General features: G+C 71.4%; 13 protein-coding genes. 11 read left to right on the top strand and 2 right to left on the bottom strand.

All coding sequences use genetic code 11. From position 1 onward, the window contains the following. Nucleotides 1-93 precede the first annotated feature (93 nt). On the bottom strand, nucleotides 94-285 hold the full coding sequence (locus tag AB0K67_RS13570; RefSeq protein WP_364058165.1) for a hypothetical protein: 192 nt from the start codon (nucleotides 283-285) through the stop codon (nucleotides 94-96). 556 nt (nucleotides 286-841) lie between these two features. Here AB0K67_RS13570 and AB0K67_RS13565 point away from each other — a divergent pair. From AB0K67_RS13565 to AB0K67_RS13550, 4 genes are read left to right on the top strand one after another with little or no spacing between them, the layout of a single operon-like run. Continuing rightward, the gene (locus tag AB0K67_RS13565) at nucleotides 842-1,351 is read left to right on the top strand and encodes a DUF4365 domain-containing protein (protein ID WP_364058162.1); all 510 of its coding nucleotides are present in this window, start codon (nucleotides 842-844) and stop codon (nucleotides 1,349-1,351) included. Then, the gene (locus tag AB0K67_RS13560) at nucleotides 1,348-2,448 is read left to right on the top strand and encodes a hypothetical protein (protein WP_364058159.1); all 1,101 of its coding nucleotides are present in this window, start codon (nucleotides 1,348-1,350) and stop codon (nucleotides 2,446-2,448) included. Before AB0K67_RS13565 ends, AB0K67_RS13560 begins: the two co-directional genes overlap by 4 nt. Before the next feature lie 2 nt (nucleotides 2,449-2,450). Beyond that, entirely contained in the window at nucleotides 2,451-3,086 is a 636-nt protein-coding gene (locus tag AB0K67_RS13555; RefSeq protein ID WP_364058156.1) for a hypothetical protein, read from the top strand. Further along, complete coding sequence (locus AB0K67_RS13550) at nucleotides 3,083-6,208, top strand: ATP-binding protein (RefSeq protein WP_364058153.1); 3,126 nt, start codon at nucleotides 3,083-3,085, stop codon at nucleotides 6,206-6,208. Before AB0K67_RS13555 ends, AB0K67_RS13550 begins: the two co-directional genes overlap by 4 nt. A gap of 72 nt (nucleotides 6,209-6,280) precedes the next feature. Here AB0K67_RS13550 and AB0K67_RS13545 read toward each other — a convergent pair whose 3' ends face one another. Further along, entirely contained in the window at nucleotides 6,281-7,264 is a 984-nt protein-coding gene (locus AB0K67_RS13545; RefSeq protein ID WP_364058150.1) for a LacI family DNA-binding transcriptional regulator, read from the bottom strand. A gap of 207 nt (nucleotides 7,265-7,471) precedes the next feature. Here AB0K67_RS13545 and AB0K67_RS13540 point away from each other — a divergent pair, with 207 nt between their 5' ends. The 7 genes from AB0K67_RS13540 (at nucleotide 7,472) to AB0K67_RS13510 (ending at nucleotide 16,247) form a co-directional block, all read left to right on the top strand. Continuing rightward, nucleotides 7,472-8,809, top strand: a complete 1,338-nt coding sequence (locus AB0K67_RS13540; protein ID WP_364058147.1) for an extracellular solute-binding protein — start codon at nucleotides 7,472-7,474, stop codon at nucleotides 8,807-8,809. 10 nt (nucleotides 8,810-8,819) lie between these two features. Continuing rightward, nucleotides 8,820-9,701 carry a sugar ABC transporter permease gene (locus AB0K67_RS13535; protein ID WP_364058144.1) on the top strand — a complete coding sequence of 294 codons (882 nt, stop codon included), beginning with the start codon at nucleotides 8,820-8,822 and terminating at the stop codon, nucleotides 9,699-9,701. Continuing rightward, nucleotides 9,701-10,573 carry a carbohydrate ABC transporter permease gene (locus tag AB0K67_RS13530; protein ID WP_364058141.1) on the top strand — a complete coding sequence of 291 codons (873 nt, stop codon included), beginning with the start codon at nucleotides 9,701-9,703 and terminating at the stop codon, nucleotides 10,571-10,573. Before AB0K67_RS13535 ends, AB0K67_RS13530 begins: the two co-directional genes overlap by 1 nt. A 29-nt stretch (nucleotides 10,574-10,602) precedes the next feature. Continuing rightward, nucleotides 10,603-12,000: a cellulase family glycosylhydrolase gene (locus tag AB0K67_RS13525; protein WP_364058139.1), complete on the top strand. Its 1,398-nt coding sequence runs from the start codon at nucleotides 10,603-10,605 to the stop codon at nucleotides 11,998-12,000. Beyond that, nucleotides 11,997-13,088, top strand: a complete 1,092-nt coding sequence (locus AB0K67_RS13520; RefSeq protein ID WP_364058136.1) for a mandelate racemase/muconate lactonizing enzyme family protein — start codon at nucleotides 11,997-11,999, stop codon at nucleotides 13,086-13,088. Before AB0K67_RS13525 ends, AB0K67_RS13520 begins: the two co-directional genes overlap by 4 nt. A gap of 90 nt (nucleotides 13,089-13,178) precedes the next feature. Continuing rightward, entirely contained in the window at nucleotides 13,179-15,965 is a 2,787-nt protein-coding gene (locus tag AB0K67_RS13515) for a BTAD domain-containing putative transcriptional regulator (protein ID WP_364058133.1), read from the top strand. Nucleotides 15,966-15,998: 33 nt separating this feature from the next. Further along, a complete protein-coding gene (locus AB0K67_RS13510) occupies nucleotides 15,999-16,247 on the top strand; it encodes a hypothetical protein (protein ID WP_364058130.1) in 249 nt (82 codons plus the stop codon). Nucleotides 16,248-16,423 lie beyond the last annotated feature (176 nt).

Below are 16,423 nucleotides of genomic sequence, written 5' to 3'. Positions count from 1 at the left end.
GGCGACGGCGACCTCGGCGCCACCCCGCGGAACGGCCGCGACCTATCCTCTACGCCCCGCGCTCACATCGCGAAAAGCCGATCGGTGAGCCGTTCAGTCGCCCGCGCGCAGGAGCATCGCCTCGATCTCCGCGCCCGCGTCCGCCGTGCACACGTACGTGGGCTTCCCCGTCGGCGGCTCGACGAAGTACAAGGTGGCACGCTTGCCGCACTTGGCGCACCGGGCGTCGGGCCCGCCGCCGAGCTCGGCCAGGCCGACCTTGAGCTCTGGGATCACAAAAGCCATGCGGGAAGCGTAGGTCGGGATGATCAGCGCTTCCGTGGTGACAGCGTGTCTTGCGGAATCCATGCTCGCAGATGGTGCGGGCACGGAGATGACGGGTCTTGTTCGGCCCCCTGCGAGACAACGACCCGCGAACAGCGGGCGGGACGGTCACCGCCCAGCTTCCGCTCGCGGACGGTGTTCGACATGTCGACGGCGAAGTCGGCTCGCATGGCGTTCGTGCTGAGGTGATCCTCCGCTCGCATGCCACGAAATCATCAGGCGCGATTACCGGTCAAAGCAGGATCAGCAGGACGCGGAATTCGTGTCGTCGAGGCCGCCGGCGGGGCTTGCCGATGGGATCGCCGCCGCGGGAAGCGAGACCGGCCTTCCTCGCCGGCGCGCAGGCCGAGCGGCCGTTCGGCTGGGCGCACTATTTCGTATATTCGGGGTGACCGTAAAAGAAATCGGGGGAAAAGTGGCTCCGATACGTCGCCAGAGCGAAATCTCTCTTCCTCTTGGCCGCGAGATGGATACTCTCTAGCCTGCGGATCGGGCGGTCGGCGGTGAGGGAGATCGCGTGCTGGACCAGCGGAACCATCAAGGCAAGTTCGCCGAGGACTACGTGAGGGTGCTCGCCTCCGCGGCGGGCCTGCTCGTGTATCGGGACGATCTCGACTACGACGGCATCGACCTGGGCTTTCGCTATCCGGGAAGGGCCGGATACATCTCGTCGCCCGCCATCGAGGTGCAGGTCAAGTCGTGGTCGACGCCGCTGTTCAAGGGCCCGCATCTGCAGTATCGCGGGCTGAACGAGGTGCAGTACAACAAGCTCGTCGAAGGCCCGTTTCTCGTTCCGCGTTACCTGTTTCTCGTCGTCGTCCCGCCGGAGGCCGAGCGTTACGCGCGCGTGGAGACCGAAGGGCTGACGCTGAGCCGGCTCTGCTATTACCGCGGATTCGAGGGCGAGCAGCCCATCGCCGCGCCCAGTACTAAGCGAATTGTGCCGATTCAGGTGCCTTTGGGGAACGTTTTAACAGTTCGTGCGTTACGTGAGCTCGTCGGGGCGCCCACGGGGTCACTCGCGTGATCGAGGGCCTGTCGGTCTCCGACATCAGCAGTTATCTGGCCGCGACCGGCTGGGTACGCCAGCCGGAGGGCTGGCGAGGCGCGGCCGTCTGGGTCCATGACGGCGATCACGAGGTCCTGGTGCCCGGGGCGGACGGCCTCGCCGACGGGCCACGGCGGCTGCGGGAGATCGTGGCCCTGCTGGCCAAGGTGGAAGGCCGCGCCGCCGAGGACGTCGCCTCCGACATCGGTTCGCCCATGGTCGACGTCCAGTGGTACCGCACCCCCATCGTCCCCGCTGACGGGCAGTTCGGGCTGGTCGAGGCGGTCACGGCGCTCAACAGCGCCCAGACCGCCCTGAGCGCGGCGGCGCGTGCTGCCTTGACCGGCCCCAGGCCGGTGTTCGACGGCGCTGCCCCCAAACCCGTGCGTGACCTGCTCGCCCGCGTCCGGGTCGGTCCGATCGTGCCGGCCGCCGACCTCCTCACCGTCCGCGTCCCGTTACAGGAGGAGGGCGACGGCGAGCCGCCGCTGGCGCGCCGTACCCTGACCCTGCTCCAGCGTGCCGCGCTGCTCATGCGGGAGGCCGGCGCCGAGGTCCGCAGGACCGGTGACATCAGCGTCTTCGACGGCATTGTGCGCGACGGCGTGTCGGCCGACCTGTGCGCGGCGCTGGCCCGGTTCGCGGGTCCCGATCCCGGAGCCGGTTTCGAGGTCGGTTTCCGCTGGGCCCGCGCGCTGCCCTCGGCGGTACCCGCGCGGACGGTGGTCTTCGACGCCGGAAGCGGGCCCCTGCTGCGCCGCGTCGCCCACCGGCTGCGGCGCCTCCACCGCGAGGGCGCTTCCGTCACGGGTCTCATCGGCGCCCTCTTCGACAACGGGGGCGAGGACAGGTTCCGCGTCCACGTACGCGGCCGGGTGACGACCGGGGACGGCGGGCCACGCGGCTCGATCTGGGTGCGCCTGCCGGACGAGGCCGCCTACGACGTGGCCGTCGACGCCCATAGGAACCGGACCCCCGTGCGTGCCGCCGGAACCCTGATGGACGTCAACGGCCGCCGCGAACTCATAGCGACCAGCTTCGGCAAGGTCGTGGACGATCGATTCGAGGAGAGCTGACCATGGAGAACACCGCCTTCGCAGCCCGGGAGCGGGCCTTGCTTCTGGGGCTGATGACGCTCGGCGGGGCGGCGTCGAACCCGGAGCTTCGCGCTCATATCGGTGACGCCCTCGACGGGAAGCCGCGGCTGCGGATGAACGAGTGCGGCCTCGTCACGAGCGAGAAGCTGGGCAGGTCCTACCACCACACGCTCACCGACGACGGCTGGGCGTGGTGCGTGACGGAGCTGGAGGGCTCGGCTCCCGAGCGCGGCGGATCGCTCGGCCGCACCCTGTACGGGGTGCTCCGCGTGATCAAGGGCTATCTCGACGCGACCGACCTGAGCCTGGCCGAGTTCGTCGTCAAGGCCCGCGAGGAAGGGCCCGCGCCCTCGTCCGATCTCACCGAGGCGATCCGCGACGCCTACTGGAACCTGGCCCGCGAACCGCAGGACTGGGTGCTCCTGACCCACGTCCGGGCCCGGCTGAAGGACGTTCCCCGCGAGGAGGTCGACGACGCGCTCCGGCGGCTGGAGCAGTCCCCGGGCGTCCACCTGGCCCCGGAGGCGGATCAGAAGACCCTGACCGACGAGGACAGGCGGGCCGCCGTCCTCATAGGCGGTGTGGACAAGCACCTCCTGGCGATCGAGGCCCGATGAACGAGAACGAGGAACGCGCGCTCCACGCCATCTCCCGGGTGCTCAACTGGGCGACGACCGCGGAACACGCATGGAACCCGCCTCCCTTCCACGTCGACGGCATGCATCCGCGGGCGGAACAACTGGTCCTCGACGGCATCGACGAGGCGTCCGCCGCCACCCGTACCAGCCCGCTCGGCGTCGTGATCCAGGGCGAGGGCGGAGCCGGCAAGACCCACTTCCTCGGCTGGGTCAGAGGCAAGATCGCGCAGGCGGGCGGCTACTTCTTCCTGGTGGACTTCAGCGCGGGCGACGACTTCTGGCACCGCACCACGAGCGCGATGGTCGAGGACCTCGGACGCTCGGCCGCGGGCCCGGACGCTCCGAGCCAGGCGATGACGGCCCTGCGCGCCCTGGCCGCGCTCGCCGGCGTCGGCGACCGGATCGAGGCGGCGATCGAGCAAGAGTCCGGGCTCGGCCGCGCCGACCTCGACGCCCTGGTGAACGGCCTGGTGGCCAGGAACCGGCAGTTGCTGCGCTGCCGCGACACCATCCGGGCGCTCGCCCTGTACGCCGCCGCGTCCGGCCCGGCACTCGAGGTCGCCCACGACCACCTGACGTCCACCGAGGAGACCGAGGAAGGCGATCGCAAGGCGTGGGGCATGAGCCCCGTCGTCAAGAAGCCGCACGACATCGCGGTCGAGCTGTCGATGATCCTCGCGCTGACCGGTCCCAGCGTCATCGCGGTGGACCAGATCGACGCGCTTTTGGAGCACTCCCGTACGGATGCCGCCGAGCCGCCGGCCGACGCCGAACCGCGTAAGGACGTGATCGACGAGATCGCGAGCGGCCTCATGGCCCTGGTGCACGCCACGCAGCGAACGCTCTGCCTGGTGGCATGCCTGCCCTCGTCGTGGAACCTGATCAGGAAACGGGCCATCGGCACGGCACAGGACCGGTTCCGTCCCTCGCTGATCCTCACCACGATCACCAGCCCGGACATCGCGCGGGTCCTGGTCGAGCGGAGGTTCGCGGTGGCCTTCGCGCAGGCGGGCGTCACGCCGCCCGCACCGACGTGGCCCATCGCCCCCGAGGCGTTCGCGACGGCCCCCGGTCACACGCCGAGGACGCTCCTCCGCCTCATCAGCACGCACATCGCGGCCTGCCGGGCCGATGGCCAGGTGCGCCCGCTGGAACGTTTCGACCGGGAAGAACCGGCCCCCGCGACGGTGACCGTCGCCGAGACCGCTCCCGCCGTGCCGGAGACGAACCTGGCCCGGCTCGACACACGCTTCGCCGACCTGCGCGAACGGGCCGACGGGGAGAGCCCGTTCGACGCGGACAAGGAAGACGAACTCGCGCCGCCCCTGCTGGCCGCCGCTCTCGACGCCTGGATCAAGGAGCAGGGCGAGGCGGGCGAGGCCTTCTCCGTCGATCCGCTGCCGGGCCGCCGCCCCAGCCTGCACGCGAGGTTGCGGCAGGCGCTGGACCCGGAGTCGGAGGAACAGCGGCACTGGACGTTCCGGATGATCGGGGCGCCGCATCACATCGCCGCACTCAAACGGCTGAACGACGGCATCACCGCCTCCGGCCTCGGCCCGGACACGCCCGACCGCTGCTTCGTCGTGCTCCGCAACCTCGCCTGGTCGGACGGCCCGGCCACGCAGGCCCGCCTGGCGCAGCTCAAGGAGTGGGGCGGGCGCTCGGTCACGGTGCGGGGCGACGATCTGCGTGTCTTCGAGGCCCTGCGGCAGATGGCCGCCGACGGGGACCCGGAGTTCGAAAGCTGGCTGCGCGCCCGCCGCCCGGCCGGCCGCACCGAGCTGTTCACCAGCCTGTTCGGGCCGCCGGCGGCGCAGCCTGCGACCGCGGAACCCGGTCAACCGGCAGGCGAGGCGCGGGAGACGGCGGGCGGCCGCGCCGCGGCCATCACGGTGGGCAGGCGCCTGGACAGCGGCGCGGACCTGGAGATCAAGCTGAGCACGCTCACCCGCCACACGGCCGTGTTCGCCGGGTCGGGCTCCGGCAAGACCGTGTTCCTGCGGCGGCTCATCGAGGAGTGCGCGCTGCTCGGGGTGTCGTCGATCGTGCTCGACTCCAACAACGACCTGGCCAGGCTGGGTGACCCGTGGCCCAGCCCGCCTCCAGGCTGGGGCGATGAGGACGCCGGCAAGGCGGCGCGCTATTTCGCCGGCACCGAGGTGGTGATCTGGACCCCCGGACGCTCGCGCGGGCGCCCGCTGGCCTTCCAGCCGCTCCCCGACTTCACGCCGGTGCTGGACGACCGCGACGAGCTGGACTCCGCCCTCGGCCTCGCCGTCGAGGCGCTCGCGCCCAGGGCGAACGTGGACGGGGCGAGCGCCAAGGCGCGCAAGGGGAAGGCGATCCTCCGCCAGGCGCTGGACCACTTCGCCCGCTCGGGCGGCGGCGACTTCGCCGCGTTCCTCAGGCTCCTCGCCGCCCTGCCGCTGGAGGTCAGCCAGATCGACCGCGCCGATCAGATCGCCGCCGAGCTGGGGCAGCTCCTCACCGCCGCGACGATCAACGATCCGCTCTTCGCGGGCCGGGGCGAGCCGGTGGACCCGGAGCAGTTGCTGACCCCCTCGGAGGGCAAGCGGGCCCGCGTCTCCGTCATCAGCCTCGCCGGTCTCAGCGACGAGGCGAGGCCGGGCTTCGTCAGCCGGCTCCAGATGGCGCTGTTCTCCTGGATCAAACGCGATCCCGCCCGGGACACCCCGCTCAAGGCGCTGTACGTCATGGACGAGGCGCAGACGTTCGTACCGGCGGTGCCGAAGACCGAGGCGCTGGCCAGCACGCTCACCCTGGCCTCGCAGGCGCGCAAGTACGGCCTGGGCCTCGTCTTCGCCACCCAGACGCCGCGCGGCCTGCACAACCACATCGCCGGCAACGCCACGACGCAGTTCATCGGCCGCATCAACAGCCCCACGCAGATCGAGGTGGTCAAAGGGCTGGCCAGAGCCCGGGGCGGCCGCGCGGACCGCGTCGGGCGGCTGGAGACGGGGCAGTTCTACGCCGCGAGCGAGGGCGTCCCCGAGGTCCTCATCCGGGCGCGGCAGTGCCTGAGCCACCATCCCGCCGACCCTCTCACCGAACAGGAGATCATCGAGCGGGCGTCCCGCTGACGGGGCGGGGCCGTCCGGCTGAGCGGTCGCCAGGACGTCCGGCGGGGCCTGCGGGCGGCGCTTCGCCGGCGTTCAGCGGCCAGGCGGCGGGGCGCTGGAGGCGCGGGGGATGAGGCGGGTGGGGAGGCGGACGTGGCGCTGCGCGGGCTCGCGTCCGGCCAGCATCTCCAGCAGGATCTCGACGGCCAGCCGCCCCATCATCTGGATCGGCTGCTCGACGGTGGTGAGCGCGGGCTCGCTCATCACGCTCTCGGGGACGTTGTCGAAGCCGACCACCGAGAGGTCTTCGGGCACCCGCAGGCCCATGGACGCGGCGACCTCCATGGTGGCGATGGCCGACATGTCGTTGGCCGCGAAGACGGCGGTCGGCCGGTCGGGCAGGCTGAGCAGCTCGCGGACGGTGGTGCGGGCGTCGTTCTCGTCGTAGTCGGCGACGCGCACCAGCGCCGGGTCGGCCGGGATGCCGGCGTCGGCGAGCGCCGAGCGGTAGCCCTCCTCGCGCAGCGGGCCGGACTCGAGGTCGCGCGGCGGCCTGCCGAGGAAGCCGATGCGGCGGTGGCCGAGGCCGATGAGGTGTTCGGTGGCGAGCCTGCCGCCCTGGAGGTTGTCGGCGTCGACGGTCGGGACGGTCTCGCGCCCGCTGTGCGGATCGACCGCCACGACGGGGGCGCCGCCGTCGACGTCGAGCACCGTGGGCGTGACCAGCACCGCGCCGTCGATGAGGGTGCCGGACAGCCGTGACAGATAGCGCCGCTCCCAGCCGACCCGGCCCGAGCCCTTGCCGCCGCCCGCGTAGACGACGAGCTCGTAGGCGGTGCCCCTGATCGCGCGGGCGGCGCCCTTGAGCAGCTCGGCGCTGAACGGCTCGATGTCCCAGACCAGGATGCCGATCACGTTGGTCCGCTGGTTGCGCAGGCTGCGGGCCACGAGGCTGGACTCGTAGCCCAGCTCGGCGATGACCGCGCGCACGCGATCGACGGTGGCCGCCGATACGCCGTGCCGGTCGTTGAGCACTTTCGACACCGTCGCGACCGACACACCGGCATGCTCTGCCACGTCGCGGATCGTTACCCGGCCATTGTTCACGCCGCCGATCCTAGCGCATATAAAACGTTATCGATAACGATTGACATCGGTCTGAGCAGGGCTGCACGATGTCGGACTAAGCCGGACTAACCGCAGCAAGACCGGCGCTGTGCGGTGTCGCGCCAGGGAGCCGCGTCTCCGTGTGGTGCGCAGGAAGGTGCCAGGAAGGTGAAGGACATGAAGACAGCGGTCGGTTCCCCCAGGCCACTGCTCGCGATGGCGCTCGCCGTGCTGATGACCGGCGTCGCCGCGTGCGGGACATCCGGTCCACGGCAGGCCGGCACCGCCTCGGCGGCGGGCGGCGACGCGGGAGGCCCTTCCGCGTGGATCATCAGCGGCGTCACCGCCAAGGCGTTCCAGAACTCGTTCGGCTCATGGAACGCCGCACACCCCGGGCAGAAGTTCGCCATCCAGGAGTTCGCGAACGACCCGTACAAGCAGAAGATCAGGACGGCCGTCGGCGCGAAGCAGGCGCCCACGCTGATCTACGGCTGGGGCGGCGGCGTGCTCACGTCGTACGTGGCCGCCGGCGCGGTCGAGGACATCAGCGACCTCGCCGAGGACCCCGCGGTCAAGAAGCGCTTCCTGCCCTCGATCGCCGCGGTCGGCAAGGTGGACGGCAAGACGTACGCGCTGCCGAACAACGGCGTCAAGCCCGTGGTGATCTACTACAACAAGGACCTGTTCGCCAAGATCGGCGCGCAGCCCCCGAAGACGTGGAACGAGCTGATGGCTCTGGTGCCGAAGTTCAACGCGGCGGGCATCGCGCCGTTCACCGTCAGCGGCCAGGCCAAGTGGCCGCTGCTGCCGTGGCTCGCGTACCTGATCGACCGCATCGGCGGCCCCCGCGTCATGAACGACATCACGGCGGGCAAGCCGAACGCCTGGTCCGACCCGGCGGTGACCGAGGCCACCACGAAGATCCAGGAGCTGGTCAAGGCGGGCGGCTTCGTCAAGGGCTTCTCCTCGATCTCCACCGACAGCGGCGCCGACGTGGCCCTGCTCTACACCGGCAAGGCCGCCATGACGCTCGGCCTGCCCGCGACGTACCAGACGATCAAGACCGCGAACCCGAAGTTCATCAGCGACGGCAAGCTCGGCTACGTCCCCTTCCCGGCCGTGGAAGGCGGCAAGGGCGACCCGGCGAACGTGGTGGGCAACCCGAGCAACTTCTGGTCGATCTCGTCGGCGGCGACCCCCGAGCAGAAGCAGGCGGCCCGCGAGTACATCAAGAACGACCTGCTGAACGACAAGTACGCCGCCGACCTGCTGGCGGTCGGCAACGTCCCGCCGGTGGAGGGCGCGGAGGACGCCATCGCGAAGTCGGACGACCCGGCGTACTACTCGATGATCTACGAGGTGGCGAAGAAGGCGCCGAACTTCCAGCTCAGCCTGGATCAGGCGCTCGCGCCCGAGGCCGGCGACAAGCTGCTCACCACGCTGCAGCAGGTCTTCCTCGAGGAGATCACGCCCGAGCAGTTCGCCACCACCATGAACGCCACGATCAGCGGCTGAGGCGATGCACGTGTCCGCTACCCGTGCCCGCACCCGCAGCGGGCTGCTGACCCTGCCGGCGCTGGCGATGTTCGTGGTGTTCGCGGTGGTCCCGCTGGGCGGCGCGGTGATCCTCAGCCTGACGCGCTGGGACGGCCTCGGCGAGATCTCGTGGGAGGGGTTCGGCAACTGGACCGAGGTGCTCGGCGACCCCGTGACCGGCAACGCGCTCGTCCTCACCGTGAAGATCATGGTGTTCTCGTGGGTGGTGCAGACGCCGATCAGCCTGCTGCTCGGCGTCTTCACCGCCGGGACGCAGCGCTACCGCGCCGTGCTCGCCGTGCTGTACTTCCTCCCGCTGCTGCTCTCGTCGGCGGCGGTGGCCATCGCGTTCAAGGCCGTGCTCGACCCGAACTTCGGGCTGGGCGGCGTGCCGGGGCTCGGCTTCCTGAGCCTGGACTGGCTGGGTGACCCCGACCTCGTGCTGTACGTGGTGATCTTCGTGATCGCCTGGCAGTTCGTGCCCTTCCACACCCTGCTCTACCAGGCGGCCGTTCGGCAGATCCCGGCCTCGCTGTACGAGGCCGCCGACATCGACGGGGCCGGGCGGGTCAAGCAGTTCCGCTACATCACGCTGCCGCAGCTCCGCAACACGATCATCACGTCGTCCACCCTCATGGTCACCGGCTCGCTGACCTACTTCGACGTGGTGTTCGTCCTCACCGGCGGCGGTCCCGGCAACGCCACGCGGCTGCTCCCGCTCGACATGTACCTCACCGGCTTCTCCGCCAACGACATGGGCAAGGCCAGCGTGCTCGCGGTGATCCTGGTCGTGACCGGGCTCGCGCTGGCCTTCTCGCTGACCAAGTACACCGGCTTCGTCCGCATGCGCAGCCAGCAGGAAGGGCTCTGATGGCCGTCACCACCACGACGATCGCCCGCCGCCGCCCGCGAACCCGGGTCAAGGTGCGGCGGCTGCCCAACATCGGCGCCGGCATCGGCGGCCTCGTCTGGCTGGCCGTGATCATCGTCCCCATCTACTACGTGGTGATCTCCAGCCTGCGCAGCCAGACCGGCTTCTTCGACGGCAACCCGCTCGCCCCGCCCGACGAGATCACGTTCGGCAACTACGCGCTGGTGCTGCAGAGCGGCTTCGGGCGGTACTTCCTCAACAGCGTCGTCATCACGGTCGCCTCGGTCGTGGTGACGGTCGGGCTGTCGCTGATGGCCGCGTACGGGGTGGTGCGCGGCGAGGGCCGTCTCGCCCGCATGAGCTTCTCGGTCTTCCTGCTGGGCCTGGCGATCCCCGTGCACGCCACGATCATCCCGCTCTACTACATGATCACCCGGCTGCATCTGTACGACAGCCTGCTCGCGCTGATCCTGCCGTCCATCGGCTTCGCGATCCCGATCACGGTGCTGATCCTGGCGAACTTCATCCGCGACATCCCCAGAGGGTTGTTCGAGTCGATGCGGATGGACGGGGCCACCGACTGGGGCATGCTGTGGCGGCTGGTGCTGCCGCTCGCCCGCCCTGCCCTGGTCACGGTCGGCATCTACGACGCCCTGCACGTCTGGAACGGCTTCCTGTTCCCCCTCATCCTCACCCAGAGCCCCGACCTGCGCGTCCTGCCGATGGCGCTGTGGGCGTTCCAGGGCGAGTTCACCGTGGACGTCCCCGCGGTGCTGGCCGCGGTGGTGCTGTCCACGCTTCCCATGCTCGTCGCGTACGTGCTGGGACGCCGCCACCTGGTGCGCTGCCTCACGGCCGGTTTCGGCAAATGACCCATCTTCCAAGGAGAGATCGCTTCACCATGCACGACGAGTCCGTAAGGCTGCACATCGACGGCGACCGATTGGCGACCGCGACCGGAGAGACGGTCCGCCTGCGCGGCGTCGGGCTCGGCGGCTGGATGAACATGGAGAACTTCATCACCGGCTACCCCTCGACGGAGGAGCTGCAGCGGGCCGCGCTGCGCCGGGTGCTCGGGCAGGAGGTGTACGACGCCTTCTTCGAGCGCTTCCTGGAGGTGTTCTTCACCGACGACGACGCGCGCTTCCTGGCCGAGCTCGGCATGAACAGCGTCCGGGTGCCGTTCAACTACCGGCACTTCGAGGACGACGACCGGCCGATGCGGCTCAAGGAGGAGGGCTTCCTGCTGCTCGACCGGGTGATCGAGACGTGCGCCCGCCACGGCCTGTACACCGTGCTCGACCTGCACGCCGCGCCCGGCTACCACAACCAGCGCTGGCACAGCGACAACCCCACCCACCGGTCGCTGTTCTGGACGCACCGGCACTTCCAGGACCGGGTCGTGCACCTGTGGGAGGCGCTGGCCGACCGCTACCGCGACAACCCGTGGGTCGCCGGGTACAACCCGCTCAACGAGCCCGCCGACCCGTCCGGCGAGCGGATCGGCCCGTTCTACGAGCGGCTGCACGCCGCGATCCGCGCCGTCGATCCCGCTCACGTCCTCTTCCTGGACGGCGACCGGCACGCCACCGACTTCGAGCAGTTCGCCGACCCGCTGCCCGGCACCGTCTACACCGTGCACGACTACGCGCTGGCCGGCTTCGCCGACAGCGGCGACTACCCGGGCATCTCGCGCGGCCGGTACGTCGACCGCGACTACCTGGAGGCGCGATTCCTGGAACGTGCCGCGTACATGCGGCGCACCGGCACCCCGATCTGGGTGGGGGAGTTCGGCCCCGTCTACAGCACGCGGTACGGCGGCGACCCGGCGCTGGACGCCGCGCGCTACCGCGTCCTGGCCGACCAGCTCGACATCTACGACGCCCACGGCGCGGGCTGGAGCCTGTGGACGTACAAGGACATCGGGCTGCAGGGCGTGGTGCACGCCGCCGCCGACTCCCCGTACGTGCGCACGATCGACCCGATCCTGGAGAAGAAGGCCCGCCTGGGCGTGGACGTGTGGGGCGGCGTGGACACCGGCGTCCGCCACCTCCTGGAGCCGATCGAGAAGACCATGGCGGAGGAGTTCCCGCATTTCGACCCTCCGCCGTTCGGTCAGCGGCAGTGGATCCACGTGCTGGTGCGGCACATCCTGCTGGCCGAGCCGATGGTGGACGAGTTCGCCGCGCTCTTCGCCGGCATCGACGCCGGCCGGGCGCGTGAGCTGGCCGACTCCTTCAGGTTCGACCGGTGCGCGGTACGCACTCCGCTCGTCGAGACGCTGAGGAAGCACCTGTGAAGATCACCGAGATCGAGACCCTCACCCGGGGGCCGCTCGCCGTCGTCCGGGTCCGCACCGACGACGGCCTTGAGGGCATCGGGCAGACCGCGCCGTACGAGGCGGGCACCACGGTCTGCGTGCTGCACCGCATGGTGGCGCCGATGTTCCTGGGCCGCGACCCGTGGGACGCCGAGGCGCTGGTGGACGCGTGCCTGCGCCGCCACTACAAGTTCCCGAGCAGCTTCCTGCACCGCGCCGTCGCCGGGGTGGAGACGGCGCTGTGGGACATCATGGGCAAGGCGGCCGGCCGTCCGGTGGCGCAGCTGCTCGGCGGGCACGCCAGGACGTCCGTCCCCATGTACGCCTCCAGCATGTCCCGCGAGATCACCCCCGAGGACGAGGCGGAGCGGCTCGGCGAGCTCATCGCCGAGCAGGGCTTCCGCGCGGTCAAGATCCGGGTGGGGGAGGCGATGGGCCGCGACGTGGACGCCGCGCCCGGGCGTACCGAGCGCATCATCGGTCATCTGCGCGACGCGCTCGGCCCCGACGTGGACCTGTCGGCCGACGCCAACGGCGGGTTCTCCGTGCCCAGGGCGATCAGGGTCGGGCGGATGCTGGAGGAGCACGGCTACTTCCACTTCGAAGAGCCCTGCCCGTTCCCCGACCTCGAAGCGACCGCGCAGGTCGCCGCGGCCCTGGACATCGCGGTCTCCGGCGGCGAGCAGGACTTCTCGCTGCCGCAGTTCAACCGCATGATCGCCATGCGCTCCGTGGACATCGTGCAGCCCGACATCGGCTACATCGGCGGCGTCTCGCGGGCCCGCAAGGTCGCCGTGCTCGCCGAGGCGGCCGGGATCCCGTGCACCCCGCACTGCGCGAACGACTCGCTGCTGCGCGTCTTCACCCTGCACCTCGCCGCGGCGATGCCGGCCTGCGTGCATCCGCAGGAGTGGAGCATCGAGACCACCCCGTGGACTCAGGGCGTCTACGGGCCGATGCCACAGGTGAGCGGCGGCGTCGTACCGGCTCCGACCGCGCCGGGCTGGGGCGTCGAGCTGCTGCCGTCCTTCGTCCGCGACGCCGACAAGGCCGTGTCACGGGAGTGACGGCGGGGCGGCGGCTCCCGCCGGCTCCCGCCGGGGGACGGGTCCTCCGGCCGTAGAATGCCGGGTCTCGGCTGGCGACGGGAGCGTTCGTTGGGGCTGGAGATCAAACTACTCGGGCCGCTGGTGGTCGAGGCCGGCGGCACGGCGGTCGCGATCACCGGGCGGCGGCGGGTCGGTGTGCTGGTACGCCTCGCGCTCGACGCGGGGCGGGCCGTGGCCGCCGAGTCGCTGCTCACCGACGTGTGGGCGAGCAGTTCCGCCGCCACCGCGGGCAAGCAGCTGCACATCGTGGTCTCGAAGCTGCGTGAGACCCTGGCCGCCCACGGCGCGGCGGAGGCCATCGAGACCGTCCCCGGCGGCTACCGGCTCGCGGTCGAGCGCGATCGCGTGGACGTCCACGCCTTCGCGCACCTGGCGGAACAGGCCCGCGCCGCCTGGGCGGACGGCGCGGCGGCGACCGCGGACGTGCTGTTCCGCCGCGCGCTGGAGCTGTGGCGCGGGCCGGCGCTGCCGGAGCTGGACGCGCACTGGGCGGTGATCGAGGCCGAACGGCTGGAGACCGAGCGGCTCGGCGTGCTGGAGGACCACGCCGAGCTGCGCCTGGCCACCGGCGACCACCGGGCGCTGGCCGTGGATCTCATCGCGCACGTCAGGGAGCATCCGCTGCGCGAGCGCCTGGCCGGCCGGCTCATGCTCGCCCTCTATCGCGACGGGCGGGCACCCGAGGCGCTCGACGTCTACCGGCGCCTGCGCCAGGCCATGGTCGAGGAGCTGGGGCTGGAGCCCGGCGAGGACATACGCCGGCTGCACCAGGCCGTGCTCGCCGGCGATCCCGAGCTGGACCTGCCCGGTGAGCGGCGGGCCTGGCACGTCAGGCCGGCCGAGCTGCCCGCCGACGTCCAGGCGTTCACGGCGCGGGCCGCCGAGGTGGCGCGGCTGCGCGCCGACCTGCTGAGCGACAGCCCGGTGACGGTGATCGACGGGCCGGGCGGCATCGGCAAGTCGGCGCTCGCCGTCCACGTCGCCCATCTCGTCGCCGACCGGTTCACCGACGGCGTCATCTACGTCGACCTGCACGGCTCCACCGACAGGCTCGCCCCGCTCGACCCGGCGCAGGCGCTTCGCCGCCTGCTGCGCTCCCTGGGCCTGGACGGCGCCGCCATCCCCTCCGACGCCGAGGAGGCGGCGGCCCGCTACCGCTCGCTCACCGCCGCGAGCAACCTGCTGGTCATCCTCGACAACGCCCGCCACGTACGCCAGATCCGCCCGCTCATCCCCGCGGGGCCGCGCTGCCGCGTCCTGATCACCAGCCGGCATCCGCTCGCCACCCTGGACGGCGCCCGGCACCTGCACCTCGGCGGGCTCGGCGACGCCGACGCGGCCGCCCTGCTCGCCAGGATCGTCGGCGCGGACCGCGTGGAGGCCGAGCCCGAGGCGGCGCGGGAGATCGTCCGGCTCTGCGGCGGATTCCCGCTCGCGCTGCGCATCGTGGCCGCCCGGCTGGCCGCCCGCCCCGACCGCCCGCTCTCCCATCTCGCGGTCCGGCTCGCCGACGCCGCCCGGCGGCTCGACCTGCTGGAGTACGCCGACCTCGCGGTGCGTGCCAGCCTCGCGGTCAGCCACCAGCAGCTGCACGAGGAGCCCGCGGGCCGGGACGCTGCTCACCTGCTCTGCCTGCTCGGGCACGCGGACCTGCCGGCGTGCACGCCGCCCGCCACGGCCGCGCTGGCCGGCTGGCCGGAGCACCGCGCGGAGGACGCGCTGGAACATCTGGTGGACGCCCGCCTGCTCGAACGCGCCGGACCCGACCGCTACCGCCTGCACGACCTGGTCGGCCTGTACGCGCGCGAGCAGGACATCCCCGGCGAGGAGCGGAAGAGCGCGGCCGGCCGCATGCTGCAGCACTACCTGGCCACCGCGCAGCGGGCCAACGACCTGATGAACGACCACTCGACCACCGTCCTGTTCGCCCCGGAGCAGGCGGGCGAGGAGCTGCCCACGCTGCAGGACGCCAACGCCTGGCTGGACAGGGAACGCGACAATCTCCTGGCCGCGGTGCGCCAGGCGACGCGGCTTGCCGACCGCTCGGCGGCCGGGCTCGGCTATCACCTGCTGTGGCTGTTCGACCGCAGGGGATGGTTCGCCGAGGCCCTGGAGGTGGGGGAGGAGGTGCTGCGGCAGGCTCGTCAGGAGGGGGACTGGAAGGTGCAGAGCAACCTGCTGCAGGAGCTCGCCGCCATCCACCAGCAGCTCGGGCATCTCCAGGAGGCGGTCCGCTGCCTGGAGGAGGCGCTGGACTGCTGCGACCGGGCGGGGCTGCCCGACACGACGGCGGGCATCTTCAACGATCTCGGCATCACCTACACACAGATGGGGCGCTACGACGCCGCGCTCGCCGCGCTGGGGAGCGCCATCGAGGTCACCCGGCGCACGGGGCGCACCCTGCACGAGGCGTACGTCCGCAACAACCGGGCGCAGGTCTACTACCGGCAGGGCAGGACCGCGGAGGCCGTGGACGAGGCGCGGCGCGGTCTGGCGACGCTCAAGGAGGAGAGCGGCGCCGGCGGTCTCGGCATCGGCCACGACGCCCTCGCCGACTGCCTGCGGGCGCACGGGCTGCTGGAGGAGGCGGCCGAGGAGTACCGGGAGGGGATCAGGCTGCAGCGCGAGGCGGGCTACGCCATGGGGCTCGCCGTGTCCCACTGGTGGTACGGCCACACCCTGCACGACCTCGGCCGTCTTGAGGAGGCGAGGGAGTCCTGGCGGGAGTCGCTGAAGATCCTGCGCGAGGCCCGGCTGCTCACCCCCTCCGAGGAGGCCCGCTACCTCGCGAAGCCGGTGCCGGACACACCCGAGGTGATCAAAAACCAGCTCTGAGGTGGATGGCGGGCTCCGCCGTCCGGTGCGACCGTGGTGCGAGGCGACCACAGGAGGAGCCCGCTGGAGGAGAACGTGGGAAACCCCGAGCTGACCACCAAGACGGTTCTCGCCGCCATCCGCGACCACGGAGACGCGGCCTACGACTTCCTCGTCGACGACTACCCGCCCGACCAGGTGATCGCCGAGTTCACGAAGGCGGCGAGGTCGGGCTTCACCACGTTCGGCCTGGCGGTGCACATGGCGACGCTCACGGAGAAAGGGCGCAAGGAGCTCGGCTGACCGGCGAGCGCAACGCCTGAGCCCGGCAGGCCCGCGGCCCGTCCGCGCCGTCCGTGCGTACGGGCCGCTTGCCGCGCGTGCGGCACCCTGACGTTTCCGCATTCCGGCGGTCGATGACGGCTACCCGGCCGCTTCCGCCGCGAGACGGCCCGGGTCACCTTCCCGTATCAGCTGGT

Source organism: Nonomuraea sp. NPDC052634 (genome assembly GCF_040678535.1).
GTDB lineage: Bacteria > Actinomycetota > Actinomycetes > Streptosporangiales > Streptosporangiaceae > Nonomuraea > Nonomuraea fastidiosa.
The sequence above is the reverse complement of the archived record's forward strand: the minus strand, read 5'-3'. Positions and strand labels throughout refer to the sequence as shown.